Annotated in this window: 19 protein-coding genes; 7 read left to right on the top strand and 12 right to left on the bottom strand. The window is 66.4% G+C overall.

Annotated features, from left to right (window positions below):
* Positions 1-16 precede the first annotated feature (16 nt).
* The gene (locus RJ527_04395; GenBank protein WND76990.1) at positions 17-1036 is read right to left on the bottom strand and encodes a dipeptidase; all 1020 of its coding nucleotides are present in this window, start codon (positions 1034-1036) and stop codon (positions 17-19) included.
* Positions 1026-1508, bottom strand: a complete 483-nt coding sequence (locus RJ527_04400) for a dCMP deaminase family protein (GenBank protein WND76991.1) — start codon at positions 1506-1508, stop codon at positions 1026-1028. The genes RJ527_04395 and RJ527_04400 overlap by 11 nt, the downstream gene beginning before the upstream one ends.
* A gap of 250 nt (positions 1509-1758) precedes the next feature.
* Between RJ527_04400 and RJ527_04405 the strand changes: the two genes are divergently transcribed.
* Both RJ527_04405 and RJ527_04410 read left to right on the top strand, forming a co-directional pair.
* Positions 1759-2634, top strand: coding sequence for a GNAT family N-acyltransferase (locus RJ527_04405; GenBank protein ID WND76992.1), 876 nt, complete (start codon positions 1759-1761; stop codon positions 2632-2634).
* The gene (locus tag RJ527_04410; protein WND76993.1) at positions 2562-3479 is read left to right on the top strand and encodes a lysophospholipid acyltransferase family protein; all 918 of its coding nucleotides are present in this window, start codon (positions 2562-2564) and stop codon (positions 3477-3479) included. Before RJ527_04405 ends, RJ527_04410 begins: the two co-directional genes overlap by 73 nt.
* On the opposite strand, the gene RJ527_04415 is transcribed toward RJ527_04410, so the two are convergent.
* The 4 genes from RJ527_04415 to RJ527_04430 all read right to left on the bottom strand — a co-directional run bounded on the left by RJ527_04415 (position 3459) and on the right by RJ527_04430 (position 8099).
* Positions 3459-4484 (bottom strand): site-specific DNA-methyltransferase, encoded by a 1026-nt coding sequence (locus RJ527_04415; protein ID WND78013.1) that lies wholly within the window; start codon positions 4482-4484, stop codon positions 3459-3461. The genes RJ527_04410 and RJ527_04415 overlap by 21 nt on opposite strands.
* Before the next feature lie 232 nt (positions 4485-4716).
* Positions 4717-5355: a ribonuclease HII gene (locus RJ527_04420; GenBank protein ID WND76994.1), complete on the bottom strand. Its 639-nt coding sequence runs from the start codon at positions 5353-5355 to the stop codon at positions 4717-4719.
* A gap of 12 nt (positions 5356-5367) precedes the next feature.
* Positions 5368-6954 (bottom strand): cation:proton antiporter, encoded by a 1587-nt coding sequence (locus RJ527_04425; GenBank protein WND76995.1) that lies wholly within the window; start codon positions 6952-6954, stop codon positions 5368-5370.
* 56 nt (positions 6955-7010) lie between these two features.
* Positions 7011-8099 (bottom strand): PA0069 family radical SAM protein, encoded by a 1089-nt coding sequence (locus tag RJ527_04430; protein WND76996.1) that lies wholly within the window; start codon positions 8097-8099, stop codon positions 7011-7013.
* 145 nt (positions 8100-8244) lie between these two features.
* Here RJ527_04430 and RJ527_04435 point away from each other — a divergent pair, with 145 nt between their 5' ends.
* The 4 genes from RJ527_04435 (at position 8245) to RJ527_04450 (ending at position 10208) form a co-directional block, all read left to right on the top strand.
* Positions 8245-8466 (top strand): hypothetical protein, encoded by a 222-nt coding sequence (locus RJ527_04435; GenBank protein WND76997.1) that lies wholly within the window; start codon positions 8245-8247, stop codon positions 8464-8466.
* Positions 8467-8627: 161 nt separating this feature from the next.
* On the top strand, positions 8628-8750 hold the full coding sequence (locus RJ527_04440) for a hypothetical protein (GenBank protein ID WND76998.1): 123 nt from the start codon (positions 8628-8630) through the stop codon (positions 8748-8750).
* Between the two features lie 67 nt (positions 8751-8817).
* Positions 8818-9600, top strand: coding sequence for a TIGR04283 family arsenosugar biosynthesis glycosyltransferase (locus tag RJ527_04445; GenBank protein ID WND76999.1), 783 nt, complete (start codon positions 8818-8820; stop codon positions 9598-9600).
* Positions 9597-10208, top strand: coding sequence for a TIGR04282 family arsenosugar biosynthesis glycosyltransferase (locus RJ527_04450; protein WND77000.1), 612 nt, complete (start codon positions 9597-9599; stop codon positions 10206-10208). Before RJ527_04445 ends, RJ527_04450 begins: the two co-directional genes overlap by 4 nt.
* Before the next feature lie 75 nt (positions 10209-10283).
* Here the strand turns inward: RJ527_04450 and RJ527_04455 are convergent, their stop codons facing one another.
* Positions 10284-10715 (bottom strand): DoxX family protein, encoded by a 432-nt coding sequence (locus tag RJ527_04455; protein WND77001.1) that lies wholly within the window; start codon positions 10713-10715, stop codon positions 10284-10286.
* A 168-nt stretch (positions 10716-10883) separates the two neighbouring features.
* On the opposite strand from RJ527_04455, the gene RJ527_04460 reads away from it, so the two are divergent.
* A complete protein-coding gene (locus RJ527_04460; protein ID WND77002.1) occupies positions 10884-11771 on the top strand; it encodes a LysR family transcriptional regulator in 888 nt (295 codons plus the stop codon).
* A gap of 2 nt (positions 11772-11773) precedes the next feature.
* On the opposite strand, the gene RJ527_04465 is transcribed toward RJ527_04460, so the two are convergent.
* From RJ527_04465 to RJ527_04485, 5 genes are all read right to left on the bottom strand, one after another.
* On the bottom strand, positions 11774-12262 hold the full coding sequence (locus tag RJ527_04465) for a hypothetical protein (protein WND77003.1): 489 nt from the start codon (positions 12260-12262) through the stop codon (positions 11774-11776).
* Between the two features lie 186 nt (positions 12263-12448).
* Positions 12449-12943, bottom strand: coding sequence for a hypothetical protein (locus tag RJ527_04470; GenBank protein WND77004.1), 495 nt, complete (start codon positions 12941-12943; stop codon positions 12449-12451).
* A gap of 307 nt (positions 12944-13250) precedes the next feature.
* Positions 13251-13529, bottom strand: a complete 279-nt coding sequence (locus RJ527_04475) for a hypothetical protein (GenBank protein ID WND77005.1) — start codon at positions 13527-13529, stop codon at positions 13251-13253.
* Positions 13530-13684: 155 nt separating this feature from the next.
* Positions 13685-14212, bottom strand: coding sequence for a molybdenum cofactor biosynthesis protein B (gene moaB / locus RJ527_04480; protein WND77006.1), 528 nt, complete (start codon positions 14210-14212; stop codon positions 13685-13687).
* Complete coding sequence (locus tag RJ527_04485) at positions 14181-16064, bottom strand: transglycosylase SLT domain-containing protein (GenBank protein WND77007.1); 1884 nt, start codon at positions 16062-16064, stop codon at positions 14181-14183. The genes moaB and RJ527_04485 overlap by 32 nt, the downstream gene beginning before the upstream one ends.
* Positions 16065-16214: the final 150 nt, after the last annotated feature.

Here is a 16214-nt window from a genome sequence, read left to right on the forward strand (position 1 = left end):
CAGCCTACCCGTTCGTTCAGCCGCCCCATACCCGGCGGAACACGCGCAGCCAGTTTTCTCCCATGATCTTGCGCACGTCGGCGTCGCCGTAGCCGCGCGCCAAAAGGCCCGCGGTCAGGTTGCCGAGGGCCGTCGGCGTTTCGATCCCTTTGGGAAAATAGTGCGGTGGCGGCGGATAGACCGCGGCATCCCACCGCCCGGTCTTGATCGCGTCGTCGTAGCGCGCCCGCGCCTTGTCCGCCGGGATGATCGGGTCCATCCCCATGTAATAGTCGATGCCCAGGCCGACATGGTCGATACCCATCAGCTCGACCGCGTAGTCGATGAATTCGATGAAGCGCGCCAGGGAGGGCCTTGGGTCGTCGCCGAGGAAGCTGGGGAAGCCGTTGATGCCGACCACCCCGCCGGTCTGGGCGCAGGCCTTCATCTGGTCGTCGGTGATGTTGCGCGGTGACGGATGCAGCGCCTTGGCGTTGGCGTGGGAGAACACGAAGGGGCCGTCACAGATTTCCATGGCGTCCATCGTGGTCTTGAACCCGGTATGGCTGCCGTCGACGATCAGGCCCAGGTCGTTGCAGCGCCGGACCAGATCCTGGCCGAACAGGCTGAGCCCCGCATCCGTGCGTTCCAGCGCCCCGTCGCCGACCCGGCATTTCACGTTGTAGGTCAACTGCACCATGCCGAGGCCGAGCGCCTTGTAGGCATCCAGCAGGTCAAGATCGTCCTCGACCGCGTCGGTGCCCTGGAAATGGAACACGATGGCCATGTCGCCGGCCTGCTTGGCGGCCTCGATGTCGGCGGCCCGGCGGGCCAGACGCAGACGGTCGTGGCCTTCGATGAAGCGGTGCCAGCGCCCGAAGATGCGCAGCGCCTGTTCCGCCGTTTCGCGGATCGCGATGGTCGGGACGGCGGCGGTCAGGCCGCCGTCCATGTAATAGGTGACGTTGGCCGGATCCATCAGCAGCGGGCAGACACCGTCGATGACGACGGCGTCGCGGTGCAGGGTCCGGGCGTGTTCGGCGGCGTCAGTCATCATCGCCGGCAGCCGGCTTGTCCGCCGAGACCAACCCCAGTTCGACCCCGGCCTCGTCCAGCATGTCCTTGGTGATGCGCTCGTCCTCGGACCAGCGTTCGGCGAAACCGGCGTCCGACAGGCTGCCGGCATCGACCACCACGCGCTTGATCCCGACCTGGACGATGGCCCGCGTGCAGTCGGCGCAGGGAAGGTGCGTGACGTAGATCGTACAGCCCTTCAGCGACATGCCGATGCGCGCCGCGTTGTAGATCGCGTTGCGTTCCGCGTGCTCGGTCCATTTGTACTTCAGGGGGCGGGAATGGCGGTTCTCGACCTCGTCGTCGATCGTGCGGGGAAAGCCGTTGAAACCATACGGTCCCGGCGTTTTATCATCCCCGACAATAACGGCGCCGACCTGGGTCGAGCGGTCCTTGGACCAGGTCGCGACCTCCTTGGCCAGGCGCAGGAATCGAATATCCCATTTCTCGCTCATCGGCTGATCCCCAATTCATCCCCGTTGCAGGCTCCCGTACCGCCGAAGGTTGCCATATCACGGACGGATGGGCCACGACAAAGGCGTTGCAACGGGTTCCCCCTGTCATCGAACCGTCACGCCGCCGTTAACAAAGCTTCTTTTGTCTTCGCCTGAACCGTCTGTCATCAGATGTGAAATTGTCCCTGGGCGATGAATGCGTACCCGACCACTCAAGATATGCCGTACCGGCAATAGGGACCGCGATATCATGAACATGCTTGCCAAACTGGCCGTTCCCATTCGGGCGCTGCCCAAGTTCGCACACTCCCGGCGCGCCCCGGCGCCCCCCGCCGCCCCCCGCCCGGTCGACGTGCATGCACGCAACCTGGAAATCCGCCTGGCGGAAACGCCGGAGGAGATCGAGGCCGCGCAGCGCCTGCGCTACAACGTGTTCTACCGCGAGATGGGGGCCATCCCGACCGTCGACGCCGCCCGCCACGAACGGGACGCCGACCCCTTCGACGATGTCTGCGACCATCTGTTGGTGCTCGACACGGACCGCTCGCAGCCCGGCCGCCCCTTCGTCTGCGGCACCTACCGGCTGATCCGGGGCGCCGTGGCCAAGGCGAACGGCGGGTTCTATTCGGCCCATGAATACGACCTGACGGCTTTGCTCCGCCACGAGGGCGAGCTGGTCGAACTCGGCCGTTCCTGCGTCCATGAAGATTACCGCACGGGGGCCGTCATGCAGCTTCTGTGGCGCGGCATCGCGGAATACCTCGCCGCCTACGACATCAAGCTGATGTTCGGCTGCGGCTCGCTGCCCGGCACGGACGCGGAAGCCCTCATGCCGGCCCTCAGCTATCTGCACCATTTCCACATGGCGCCCAGCGACATCCGTGCCCGGGCGCTCGACGACCTTTACGTGAAGATCGACCGGGTGCCCCTGACCCGGCTGGATCAGAGAGCGGCCCGCGCCATGCTGCCGCCGCTTATCAAGGGATACATGCGTGTCGGCGGCTTCATCGGCGACGGCGCGGTTATCGACAACCAGTTCAACACGACGGACGTATGCATCATCGTACCTACGGACCACATCACCGAGAAATACCTGCGCCACTACAAGCCCTGTGGGACGCGCTAGGCGACGCCGGTCCCGTCGCCGCCTCGGGCCTTAGGTCCGCGGGCCGTATTTCGCTTTTCCTGGCCCTGACGGGCGCCCTGCTGCCGCTCGCGGTGGCGGCCTATCCGTTCGGCGCCGCCGCCGTCCGTCGCGTCGCCCTGATCTGGTTCCGGGGCGTGGCGCGGCTGGCCAGCCTGCGCGTCAAGGTCAACGGCGCGCCGCTCGGACAGACGGGCACGCTCTATGTCTGCAACCATGTGTCCTATCTGGACATCCCGGTCCTGGCCCTGCTGACCGATGCCGCCTTCGTCGCCAAGGATGACGTCAAGGACTGGCCCCTGTTCGGGCTGTGCTCCAAGCTTTACCGCACCCTGTTCATCCGCCGCGACGCGCGCGAAGCCTTGGGCCAGCGCGCCGAGATGGCGGATCGTCTCGCCGGCGGCGACAGCCTGATGCTGTTTCCCGAGGGCACCTCGTCGGACGGCATCCATGTGCTGCCGTTCAAAAGTGCGCTGTTCGCCGTGGCCGACGCGGCGCCGGGGGCGGATCAGCCCCGCGTGCAGCCCGTGTCCATCGCCTATACCCGCTATGCCGACGGCCGGCCGCTCGACCAAGGCCTGCGCGCGCTTTACGCCTGGTACGGCGACATGACGTTGCTGCCGCACTTGATTTCCGTGTTCGGGCTGCGCGGCGCGATGGTCGAGGTCACGTTCCACGCGCCGGTGCAGGCCCGCGATTTCAGGGGCCGCAAGGCGCTGGCCGCCCATTGCCATGACAAGGTGAGCATGGGCGTGACCCGCGCCCATTGGCGCCGGGTCTACGACATTCCCATGGAATCCGGAAAGCTAGTGGAGTTCCGCCCGTAGCTTCTGGCGGAACAGGTCGATGGGCACCAGTTCGTTGCCCAGCTCCACATGCCAGAATTGCCAGCCGTTGCAGGCCGGCGCCTTCTGCACATGGGCGCCCACCTGATGGATGGAGCCGCGGAATTCGGCCGAGCTCAGCGTGCCGTCGGCGCGCACCCGCGCCGTGTGGCGGCGCTGATGGTCGGTCAGGGTCTGACCCGCCTTGAGCAATCCGCGTTCGACCACCCAGCCGAAGGGAATGCGCGGCTGTTCGCGCTTGGCCGGCGTGGTCAGCAGCGACGGTTCGGCCAAGGGCTCGATCCCGGCCAGGCGTTCCTTGGCCAGGGCGGCGTATTCCTGATCCCGCTCCAGCCCGACATAGCGCCGGTCGAGCATGCGCGCCACGGCCCCCGTGGTTCCCGTGCCGAAGAACGGGTCCAGGATCATGTCACCCACGTCCGTCGAGGACAGGATGGTGCGGTAGAGCAGCGCCTCCGGCTTTTGCGTCGGATGGGCCTTCTTGCCCTGGGCGTTCTTCAGGCGCTCCGCCCCCGTGCACAGCGGAATGGTCCAGTCGGAACGCATCTGCAAGTCGTCGTTCAGCGTCTTCATGGCTTCGTAGTTGAAGCGGTACTTGGCATCCTTGTCCCGCGCCGCCCAGATCATGGTTTCGTGGGCGTTGGTGAAGCGCCGGCCCCGGAAATTCGGCATCGGATTGGATTTGCGCCACACGATGTCGTTGAGGATCCAGTATCCCAAATCCTGCAAGATCGCGCCGACGCGGAAGATGTTGTGATAGCTGCCGATCACCCACAGCGTGCCGTTGGGTTGCAGCACCCGGCGCGCGGCGGACAGCCAGGCATGGGTGAACTCGTCATAGCTTTTGAAGCCCGAGAACCGGTCCCAGTCGGCGTCGACGCCGTCGACCCGCGAATTGTCGGGGCGGTGCAGTTCGCCTTCCAATTGCAGGTTGTAGGGCGGGTCGGCGAAGACCATGTCGACGCTGCCTTCCGGCATGGCGTTCATCAACTCGACACAGTCCCCGACATGAATGGTGTCGGCGTAGGCTTCCGCGGCCAGGGTGGCGGACTCACGTTCGGCGGCGGCCGCCTTGCGGCGCGCGGTGGCAGGCTTTCTCGTCATTGTCAGACTTTCCCAGGTCCCCAGTATTCGGGGAGCATGGCCAGGGCCGGAGTCCCGGTCAAGAAGTATTTGGATTCAAATACTTAGGAGAGAGTCCTGACGGCATATATGGGAGTCACGACTCCTCATCGCCCAAGATGTTGCGGATCGGCTTGTAACTTTTCCGATGCTCCGGCGTCACGCCCAGACGCTCCAGGGCCGCCTTGTGCGCGGCCGTGCCGTAACCCGCGTTGCGTTCCCAGCCGTATCCGGGAAACCGATCCGCGAGACCGGCCATGAGGCCGTCGCGGGTCACCTTGGCGGCGATGGAGGCGGCGGCGATGGACAGCGACCGCCCGTCGCCGCCGATCAAGCATTCGACGATACAGCCCGGCGCAGACGGCAGGGGCGGCGGCCGGTTGCCGTCGACCAGGGCCATGGCCGGCATTTGGCCGAGGGCCTGAACCGCCCGGTCCATGGCCAGAAACGTCGCCCGCAGGATGTTGAGGGTGTCGATTTCCGCCGCCGAGGCCTGGCCGATGCCGATCACCGCATGAGGGGCGAGTTCGATCAGCAGGCGCTCCCGCGCCGCGGCCTTCAGGCGTTTGGAATCGTCCAGTTCCGCCGCCAGGGACAGGGGCAGACCCGCGCGGTCGAGGATCGCCGCCGCCGCGACCACGGGCCCGGCCCAGGGGCCGCGCCCGGCCTCGTCGATGCCGCAGACCACGCCGTGCCCGGCGGCCAGGGCCCGGTCTTCATGGGTAAAATCAGGCACGGCCGGACACCGTCACCTGTCCTTCGCCTTGGCCTTGGATTTGGCGGCGGGCTTGGCCTTCGCAGCCGGTTTTTCCGCAGCCTTGGGCGATGATGTGGGCTTTTCGTCATCCGACGGCGTTTCGGCCGCGGCCGGCACGGCCGCAGGCTTGACGGCGACCGCGTCGGCCTTCTTGCGCCGTGCCCGGCGCAGGCGCTGGCGGCGCAGCAGCAGGGCGCCCTTGCGCAGCTGGCGCATGGTACGCGAGCGCGCGGTGCCGATGGTCTCCGACAGGATTTCCGTCTCCGGCGCATAGACCAGGCGGACCAGTTCGCTGCCGGACGACACCCCTTCATGGGCGAGGGCCTGAATGCGCCGGGCCGTGACGACCCACAGCGGCGACAGCGCCAACGACATCACCGTGACCGAGACGACAAGCCGGGAGTCGTCGGCGTTCAGCACCCCGGCGGACACGCCGACCACGGACAGCAGGAACGAGAATTCACCGATCTGCGCCAGCATGACGCCGGACAGGAACGCGCGTTCCCAGGGCTGGCCGAGCGCACGCAGAAAGCCCACGTTGATCACCGTCTTGAACACGCTGACCAGGAAGAACAGCAGCAGCACCCGGCCCAGATTGTCCCAGATGAAACTCATGTCGAGCAGCAGCCCGATGGACAGGAAGAACACCATCATCAGGATGCTTTGGATCGGCACCACCGTGTCCGTGATGGCCTGGCGCAGGGTCGAATTGCCGACGATCAGCCCGGCGATGAAGGCGCCGTAGGCCGCCGACAGGCCCATGACGCCGGCGATCGACGCCCAGCCGAAACAAAAGGCCAGCGCCGCCAGCGGGCGCAGGTCGACGTTGGGCAGGATGCGGTCGGTAAACGGCAGGACGACCTTGCGTCCGCGCGACAGGTACCAGATGAGCCAGGCCAGGAAGCCGATCGACAGCACGATCTTGGGGATCGTCGTCCATTCGAAATCGCCGCCCCTCATGGCGTCGACCCACAACAGCATGGGCACCACGGCCAGATCCTGGGCGATCAGGATTCCGACCGTGACCCGCCCCGTGCGGGTGCGCAGTTCGCCCAGGTCCTCCAGCATCTTGACCACCACCGCCGTCGACGACAGGGCGACCATGAAGCCCAGCAGCACGGCAAGCGGCGTGGACCAGCCGAACACCTGCGAGCACAACAGCGTCACCGCGACCGAGGCCGTGATCTGGAATGCCACCGTGAACACGGCGAGCCGCCACATGCGGCGGAACGAACGCAGCGACAGTTCGAGCCCGACCAGGAACAGCAGCAGCAACACGCCCATTTCGGCGAGCAGTTCGAGGGAGCCGCGATCCTTCACCACGCTGAGCCCCGACGGCCCCAGGATCACCCCGGCCAGGATATAGCCGACGATGGCCGGTTGGCGCAGGCGGGTCATCAGCATGCCGCACAGCAATGCCGCCAGGACGACGAGGGCAATGCCGGTCAGGTCGTTGCCGTGGGCGGCGTCCGACGCGGTCATGGCCTTTTCCGTGACCTCGGCCACCGCGTCGACGGCGGCGGCGCCGATCTCGGCGATCTTTTCCGGAAGCTCTTTCGGGGGCGCCTGGGGTTCCATCGGGACAGGGTAACATTTCCGTGCAACTGCGCCAGATGGTGATTGTGCCGCCCCCCTTAGAACAGGGACATCTGCGCCGACGGCGGCGTCGGCGGGCGGAACAGGTCACAGCGCAGCGGCCGGCTGCCGGACCGTGCCCGGTCCAGGCCCGCGCGCTTGAGCGCCGCCTTGAAGCGCGCCGCGAGCAACTGCGCCTCGACCCCCGTGCCGGTATAGCGGGTTCCCCATTCGGCGCGGTAGAGGGCGCCGTCGCGACTTGCCCGCACGCGGTTCAGAACCCGCTCCGCCCGGTCGGGGAAATGGGTTTCCAGCCATTCCCGGAACAGGTCCGCGACCTCGCCCGGCAGGCGCAACAGGGTATAGCCCGCCGCCGTCGCCCCGGCGGCGGCGGCCTCGGCGATGATGGCGTCCAGTTCCATGTCGTTGAGGGCCGGAATCATGGGGGCGGCCAGCACGGTCACCGGCACGCCCGCCCCGGCCAGGCCGGCGATGGCGCCGAGCCGCTTGGCCGCCGTCGGCGCGCGCGGTTCAAGCCGCCGCGCCAGCCCCCGGTCCAGGGTCGTCACCGAAACCGCGACCGACGCCAGCCCCTTCGCCGCCATGGGCGCCAGGATGTCGATATCCCGCAGCACCAGATCCGATTTGGTGGTGATGGAAACGGGATGATTACAGGCGGCCAGAACCTCGAGCACGCCGCGGGTGATGCCGAACCGCCGTTCGATCGGCTGATAGGGGTCCGTGTTGGCCCCCAGTTGCAGGGTCTGGCAACGGTAGGACTTGGCCGCCAGTTCGCGGCGCAGCAATGCCGCCGCGTCATGCTTGGCGAACAACCTGGTTTCGAAATCAAGCCCCGCGGACAGGCCCAGATAGGCATGGCTTGGCCGCGCGAAACAGTACACGCAGCCGTGCTCGCACCCCCGATAGGGGTTGAGCGAGCGGTCGAAGGGAATGTCGGGCGACGTATTGCGCGCGATCACCTTGCGCGCCGCATCGGGAAGGACCTGAGTGCGCAGCGGCGGCAGGTCCCCGTCATCGCCCCAGCCGTCGTCCACGGCTTCCCGCGTCAGGCGCTCGAAACGGCCGTCCTGGTTGGAAACGGCGCCCCGCCCCTTCATGGCAGAGCCGAATTTAGGCGATCCGGACATGGGATGAGGATATCGCGACAAAAGAACAATACAAGAACATTTATACTGATGTTGACTGAATGCGATATCGCGCGCCGACCGCCGAGTTCCCTCGCTTGCGCCTGCCAACTCCTATATGCTCGTCACTGGCAGCAAGGAGATCGAATTGCCCAATTTCCACATCTATCCCGTCGCCGACGGTGATTCGTTCTGGGTCAAGGCGTCAAGCAGCGAAGAAGCCCGCAAGCTGATCACCCTGAACGTGCCGGACGCCCCCAACGCAACGGAAGCGTCGCAATACCGTTGCGAGGAGGACGACCAGAAATCTCCTCCCCATGGGCTGATCTATCATCAGCAGGGCCGCCCGATCACCATCACCAAGCGCTAAACCGCCGACCTCCCCACACGGCGGACCGGCGGGCCGTCGCCCCGCGCACCTGGACAAGAGTCCCGGTGACAGAACCGTCATGGTTTGTTAGAGTTTCATTCAGGTTACGGGCCGGGCGTTTTCCGGCCCGCCGTGGAATAACGTGGTCTGGGCATGGGTACATGAGCAAGATCAAGGACATCATCGACGGCATCCTCGACGGCCTGGCCGAACTGCTGGCTCCGCCGCCGGCGCCCGTGCCGATCCCCGTGCGCAACCGCCCGCAGCAGCGCCCCCGGCGCTGACACCCGGCCTTTCCGACGCCTGTCATGAACCCCCGCCGATGACGCGCCGCCATCGGAGCCCGACGCCGTGAGCGACCTGCCCCCCGATCACCCGCCGACGGAAGGCCCGGCGCCGGACAATCCGGCCGACAGTGCGCCGGACGCCCCGCCCGCCGCCGAACGCGTCGCCGTGCCGCCGACCCTCAGCGTCATCATCCCGACCTTGAACGCGGCCACGGATTTGGGCCGCGCCCTGGACAGCCTGTCCGGCGCCGGCATCGATTTCGAGGTCATCGTCGCCGACGGCGGCTCCACCGACGGAACCCAGCGCATCGCCCGCGCCTTCGACGCCAAGGTCGTCGCGGCCCCGCGCGGACGGGGACCGCAGTTGGCCGCGGGGGCGGCGGCGGCGGCGGGATCGTGGCTGTTGTTCCTGCATGCGGACAGCGCCCTTCAGCGCGGCTGGCAGATCATCCTGCGCGGCTTCACCGGCAACCGGGACAACCATTTCCGGGCCGGATATTTCCAATTGATCCTGGACGACCCGGCGCCGCAGGCGCGACGGGTCGAAGATCTGGCCAACTGGCGGGCCAAACATCTGGGCCTGCCTTACGGCGATCAGGGGCTGGTGATCTCGCGGCCGTTCTACGATTTCCTAGAGGGCTACAAACCCCTGCCGCTGATGGAGGATGTGGATCTGGTGCGCCGCATCGGCAACAAACGCCTGACCCCCCTGCCCTCGGCCGTCACGACCTCGGCCGTGCGCTATCGCAAGGGCGGCTGGTGGCTGCGCCCGCTGCGCAACCTGTTGTGCCTGGGCCTGCATTATGCGGGCCTGCCGCCGCGCTGGATCGAGCGTCTGTACCGGTGACGCGCAAGACCCTGCAAAACCATCTGGTCATCTTCGCCAAGGCGCCGCGCCTGGGCCGCGTGAAGACACGCCTGGCGCGGCATATCGGCGGCGTCGGCGCCTGGGCCTTCTACCGGGGCATGCTGGCGGGGCTGACACGGCGGCTGGGCCGGGATCCGCGCTGGCGTTGCTGGCTGGCCGTGTCGCCGGACCAGAGCATTTTCGACCGGGGCCTGTGGCATGCCGCCGCGCCGGGATGCCGCTCCTTCCTCAGCCAGGGCGGCGGGGATCTGGGCGCGCGCATGGCCCGGGTCATGGCGCTGCTGCCGCCGGGGCCCGTGGTGCTGATCGGATCGGACATTCCGGGTATCCAGCCCAAGATGATCGCCCGCGCGTTCAAGCGGCTGGGCCGCCACGACGCCGTGTTCGGCCCGGCCCCCGACGGCGGCTATTGGCTGGTCGGGCTGCGTCGCCGGCCGCGCTTCATCGATCCCTTCGGCGGCGTGCGCTGGTCCACGGACCAGGCCCTGGCCGACAGCCGGGCCAACCTCGCGGGCCTCAGCATCGCCCTGATCGACGAACTGGAAGATGTCGACGACGGCCCGTCCTTCGCCCGCCGCAAAACCTGAGCGACCCGGTACACAGGAAAAAGGCCCGGCATCGTTGCCGGGCCTTTCCCGTTGGGGCGCGGATGTGGATGGGGATTACGCGGCCACCAACTGTTTGATCCGCTCCAGGCTCGGGCTTTTGGCCAGGGCCAGGGCACCATCGCCGATCAGGGCCTGGACCAGGGCGGCAATGGTCAGAAACAAGGGATATTCCCAGCCCCCGCCCTGGGCGGTGAACAGCCAGCCGTTGCCGGCATGCACCCACAAGGCCCCGGCCAGAACCGGCACCAGGGCCAGCGCCACGACACGGGTCTGGATACCCAGGATCAGGGCGATCCCGCCCAGGCTTTCGGCGGCGATGGTGGCATAGGCGGTGAAACCGGGCAGGCCCAGGCTTTCGAAGAACTGCACGGTGCCTGGAATGGTGAACACCACGACCTTGAGATACAGGCTGTGGGCGATGAACATGACGCCGAGCGAAACACGAAGCAGCAGGGCGGCATAGGGGGCGGTTTTCTGATCAATCATCGGAATGACTCCTGGTCAATTCGGTTAAAGGTTCGGTGGTCCTTGTGGGGGGACGCGGCCCCATCGCCGCGTCGGTGGCGGAACCCTATGCCTTGCTTGAGTGCAAATAAATTCTCAGAAATTGCCAACTTTATTTGCAAAAATGCAAAATTACGCCAAACTTCACCCATGCGCGATTGGGACGACCTGCGGTTCTTCCTGGCCGTCGCCCGGACCGGCAGCCTGTCGGGGGCGGCGAAGGCGCTGGGCGTCAATCATTCGACGGCGTTCCGCCGCATCGAGGCCTTGGAGGGCCGATTGGGCGTGCGCCTGTTCGAACGCCACCGCGAAGGCTACGCCCTGACCCTGGCCGGCGACGAGATGCGCGACGCGGCGGAGCGGGTCGATGCCGAGATCGACGCCATGGAACGGCGGGTGACCGGCCGCGACCTGCGTCTGAGCGGCCCCCTGAGCGTAACCACCACGGATGACCTCGCGACCTGTCTGCTCGGCCCACCGCTGGCCGCGTTCCAGGCCACCTTCCCGGGCATCGCGTTGAGCGTCATTCTAGACAACCAGTTCTTCAATCTGTCGAAACGCCAGGCCGATGTCGCCCTGCGCCCGACCAATGAGCCGCCCGACACCCTGGTCGGCCGCCGGGTCTCTGCCCTGGCCTTTGCCGTCTATGCGACCCGGGGACAGGCGCCGAAGGGGCGCGGACAGAAAGCCCTGGCAGCCCGGCCCTGGATGGCCTTCGACGATTCACTGAGCCATCTGGCGGCGGCGCAATGGATGGCGCGGGAATACGGAGAAGCCCCGGTGGCGCTGCGTTCCAACAATTTTCTGACGCTGATGACCGGGGCAGTCCAAGGCATGGGGCTGGCCTTGCTGCCCTGCTTCATGGCCGATCCCGAGACCGCCCTGGAACGGGTCACGAAGCCGATCGACGACGCGCAATCCGCGCTATGGCTGTTAACCCACGCGGACCTGCGCAACACACAGCGAGTGCGCGCCTTCATGGAGCATATGGGCGACGCCTTGGCGGCCCAGCGGGCGTTGCTGGAAGGCCGGGGCTGAGGTCAGGCAGCGGCGGCGCAGGTCGGCGGTGGGGCCTCGGCCTTGCTGCCATGGGCCTGCAAGCGGACGTCGTTGATCAGGGTGCGGCCCAGGGCCCGGTTGAAACGCCCCGTCAGGCGCTGACCCAGGCTGCCGGTCAGGGCTTCCTTCCAGGTGTCCTGATACAGCACGTTGCGCGAAACCTCGCCGTTGACCGCCGAAACCAGCCTCGGCATGAGCCGGCAGACGGCGTCCCGCGCGTCGCCGTTCGGCACGTCGATGGCGATCGATACGATTACCACCTTGTCCTCGTTCTTTTTCTTTTTGAGCGTCCAGCCGCCGATATGGACCGCGATCGGCGCCATGCGGACCACGGACGGCCCCCGGTCGGAAGCACGTTCCCCGCCCCCCGGGAGAGAGACGTCGAACCCCGTCCCGATGGCGGCAACCGAGCCCACCGTGCCCGCCGCGACGGTGCTGGCGATCAGAACGCTTTTGATGAAACCGGGCATCCTTCCCTCTCCGAAATGCCTTCGGAAGTTCGGCCGCACCCTCGATATGGTTTTTTTGATGGACCGCGCGGGCCTTCATTTACCCAACGTGGTCTTGAGAATACTTCGCTCAGCCCTACTGACAAGCACGCCAAAGGTCTAGGTCCGGCAGGGAAAACCCGCCCACCCGGCATCGGCGGGCGACCGTCAGGTCGCGTCCGGACAGGTGGTCGGCGGGATGTCCTTCTTGTCCTGATAAGCGGTCAGGAACACGTCATCGACCACGCGCTCCCCCAGTGCCTTATTGAAGCGCTGCTGCAATTGGCTGGTCAGATTTTTGGGAATCGCATCCTGGGCGTTACCGGAATAGTTGACCAGATTGGCGAAGGTCGTGTTCAGGGAGGACACGAGGCGCGGCATCAACTGGCACACCTTGGCCGCGTTGTGCCCGCCGGTCACCCGCATCCCGACGGACACCAGCAGCAGCTTGGCCTTTTCTTTGCTTTTCAGGCTGTAGCCGCCGACCTGCACGGCCTGTGGGCGCATGCGCACCGTATGCAGTTTGTCGTCCTTGACCATGGCGGCGGACGAGGTCGCGGCGCTCGGCTCCGAACTGACCCAGATACCGATCCCGGCGATGCCGCCGATCACCACGATCGACGCAGCAACGCCGATCAACAGGCTTTTCATGAACTTGTCCATCGGGCCCCCTTAGACGCGGCAAATCCAGCGCGGGAATGATACCAAAACGATAGTGACGTGGGCGGGCAAAAACGCCGGTTCCACCGCGATCGGAAGGATACGCGATAAAACTTTCAGGAAACTGACGTTTTCAGGATTCGTGGATCCGGGTTGTCCACAGCACGCGCCGGGGCCTGTGGATAACCGAACGGGGGAAAAGGGGGCGAATCGGCCTTCCGCGCCGCGACAAACGGCCGCCGGCGGAGCATGCCCCCGCCGGCCGGCGTTTCGGTTCACGCAGCCCGCGGGACCAGCGTCCCGCGGGGCCTTATTTGCTCGGCGCCAGGAAGCCCACGGCCTTCGCCACGCTGTCGCAGGCGACGTCGTTGATCTTCGTCTTGGCGGCCATCTTGGCCTTGTCGATGTTCTTGTTGAAGCCCCTCACCGCCGCCTTGTCGAGACCACCCTTGGCCTTCTTGAAGTCCGCTTCCGCGGTCTTGATGGCGGCCATGGGATCGGCCATGCAGTCATTGGCGCGGGCAGCCGTGGTGACGGCGGCAGACGACAGCATCACGGCAACCGCCGCGACCGGCAATGCGACACGCATCTCTTGAAAACTCCGATGGATCGTTGCGGCCCGTGTTGGCCCTGCCGTCCCGGCACCGGGCGCGCGGCCGCTTTCAGACGCGGATTTGGCGCCGGATCGGACCTTTCGTCAATATGGATTTTTTGCGCTGGGCCGATGCAAAAAGCGCATGAAACCTAGGCCATATGCTCTTTCAGGCGCGGCATCAGTTCGACGAAATTGCAGGGCTTGTGGCGGATGTCCAACTGATGCACCAGGATCTCGTCCCAGCCGTCCTTGCAGGCCCCGGTCGAGCCCGGCAGCACGAAAATGTAGGTGCCGTTCGCCACGCCCGCGCAGGCCCGCGATTGGATGGTCGAGGACTTGATCTTCTGAAAGCTGATCCAGCGGAACATCTCGCCGAAGCCGGGGATGATCTTTTCCGCAACGGCCTCAAGGGCTTCCGGGGTGACGTCGCGGCCCGTGACCCCGGTGCCGCCGGTCGAGATGATGCAGTCGACGGCGGGATCGTTGATCCATTGGCGGAACTGGTCGGCGATCACGGCGGCATCGTCCTTGACGATGGCGCGGGCGGCCAAGTTGTGCCCGGCCCCGGTCAGCCGCTCGACCAGAGTGTCGCCCGATCGGTCGTCGGCCAGGGTGCGCGTGTCCGATACGGTCAGGACCGCAATGTTAACGGGCAGAAATTCCGTCTGTTGGCTCATCGAAAATCGCGACCTCCACCTTGCCGTGGCCTAGGGCTTTGTAGACCGGCCATTGGCCGGCGGCAAGGGCGTCGAGGGACGGTTTGTCCTGGCCCAGGCGGTCGCGGTAGATCCACAGGTTGGCCAGCACCCGTTCGACGAAGTGGCGGGTTTCGAAGGCCGGAATGGTTTCGATGAACAGCAGCGGATCGTTCGTATATTCGATGCGCCGCCGCCATTTGTTCAGGTTGCCGGGTCCGCCGTTCCAGGCCGCCGCCAGCAGCAGCAGGTCGCCCTGGATATGCGGTTCGGCAAGCAGCATGCCGATGTATTTCTGGCCGAGCCGCAGGTTGAGGTCAGGGTCATAGAGCTTGGGCAGGCGGTGGCGGTGGAGCGATGAATCCTGCGCCACGAAGCTGGCCGTGCGCGGCATCAACTGCATCAGGCCGCGGGCCCCGGCCCAGCTTTTGGCCTTGGGGTTGAACTTGCTTTCCTGGCGGATGACCGCATAGACCAGCGCCCGGTCGACCGTGAAGCCGCCCGACGGCAGCCACGCGGGCACCGGATAGGCGGCGCCGTCGAACCCGCCGCCGTCCGGGAACAGGCGGTCGGACAGGCGCACGGCCAATCCGGCCATGCCGCCGGCGTCGGCCAGGGCCAGGATGGCGAGGGCCTGGTTCTTGTCGGAAATGCGGGCCAGGTTGCGCAGTTCTCGCTCCGCCCCCAGGTCCTGACCGGCCTGCACCAGGGCCATGGCCCGGCGGCCGCGCGGGGATTCGACGATGCGCCCGATGGCCTCTGCGACGACGGGCGGCGACGACCATTCGTAGGCGACCTCTTGGCCCAGGATACGGGCGGCAAGCAGGCCGTAGAACGTGCGCGCGTGGCGGGCGGCGCCGTTAAGATAGTGCGTAACCTGTTCCGGCTTGCGGGTGACCAGAAGCCCCCGCGCGGCCCAGAAGTTGGCCGCCCCGTCCATCCATTCATCGTCGAAGCCGATGTCGGCGGCGGCGCGGAAATGGGTCGTGGCCTTGACGTAATTGCCGGCCTGCCAGGCAATCAGCCCCAGGGTCCAATGGCCGTCGGGCAGATACTTGCCCGACCGCTGCAAGGCGCCGTCCAACCATCGGGCGGCCCAATCCGTGCGTCGATCGAAGAAGTAGCGCGTCCCCAACTGTACCTTGGCCTGGTCCATCTCGGCAGTGGAGAACAGGTGCCGGGCGTCCGGCGATTCGATCAGGCGCTTGGCGATCAGGGTGTGGCCGCGGCGCAGGGCCTTGGTGATGCGGTACTTCAGGGCCCGCGAGCGGCGGGCGTCGGCGCGGCTCAGCCGCTTGGTCGGCAGCACCTTGGCCGCCTTTTCCTCGTCGTCCTGTTCGGACTGTTCGGCCTCGGCGGCGGCCACGGCCTCTTCCTCGAGGAACGTGGGCTGGCTCGGCAAGACGTCGGGCTTGTCCGGCAGGCGCCAGTTCTTCGGCCGGCGGCGCAGCGACAACTGATAGATGCGCCCGGCCTGGGGATGGTCGGCGTACTCGGCCATCCAGGCCTTCAATTCCTTGTAGCTGGAGCGGTACTTGCGCGGGTGCAGGTAGCGCTGGGCCAGGACATGCCCCATCAGCAGCTTGTCGGACAGCTTGGCGATCAGGCGGTCGGCCTCTTTCCAGTCGCCGCCTTCCTGAACCTCGAAGATGCGCTGATAAAGCTGCGTGTCGGCATCCGAAAGAACCCGGGGAACCGCCGCATTGGGCGTCGCGGGAACGGGCGCCATGGTCGCGGCGTCACCGCCGTCGATGGAAGCGAGGCTCCCGGCGACGGCAGGCATCGAGCAAGCCATGAATTGGATGGCGAGAGCGGCCAGAACGGACGCACCCACAGATTTAACCCCGGCCATGAAGTCCCTAACTTAATCGGCCCGCCTATGGTGGCGGTTTCGCGTTACTCCCCGATGAGCCGCGACGTTATAGCGTCCTGTCCCCGGCGCCTCAACCTTCCGGCGGCCCTACGCGGCCTCGTCATCCCGCGC

The organism is Thalassospiraceae bacterium LMO-SO8, from assembly GCA_031655335.1.
Taxonomy (GTDB): Bacteria; Pseudomonadota; Alphaproteobacteria; order Rhodospirillales; family Casp-alpha2; genus UBA1479.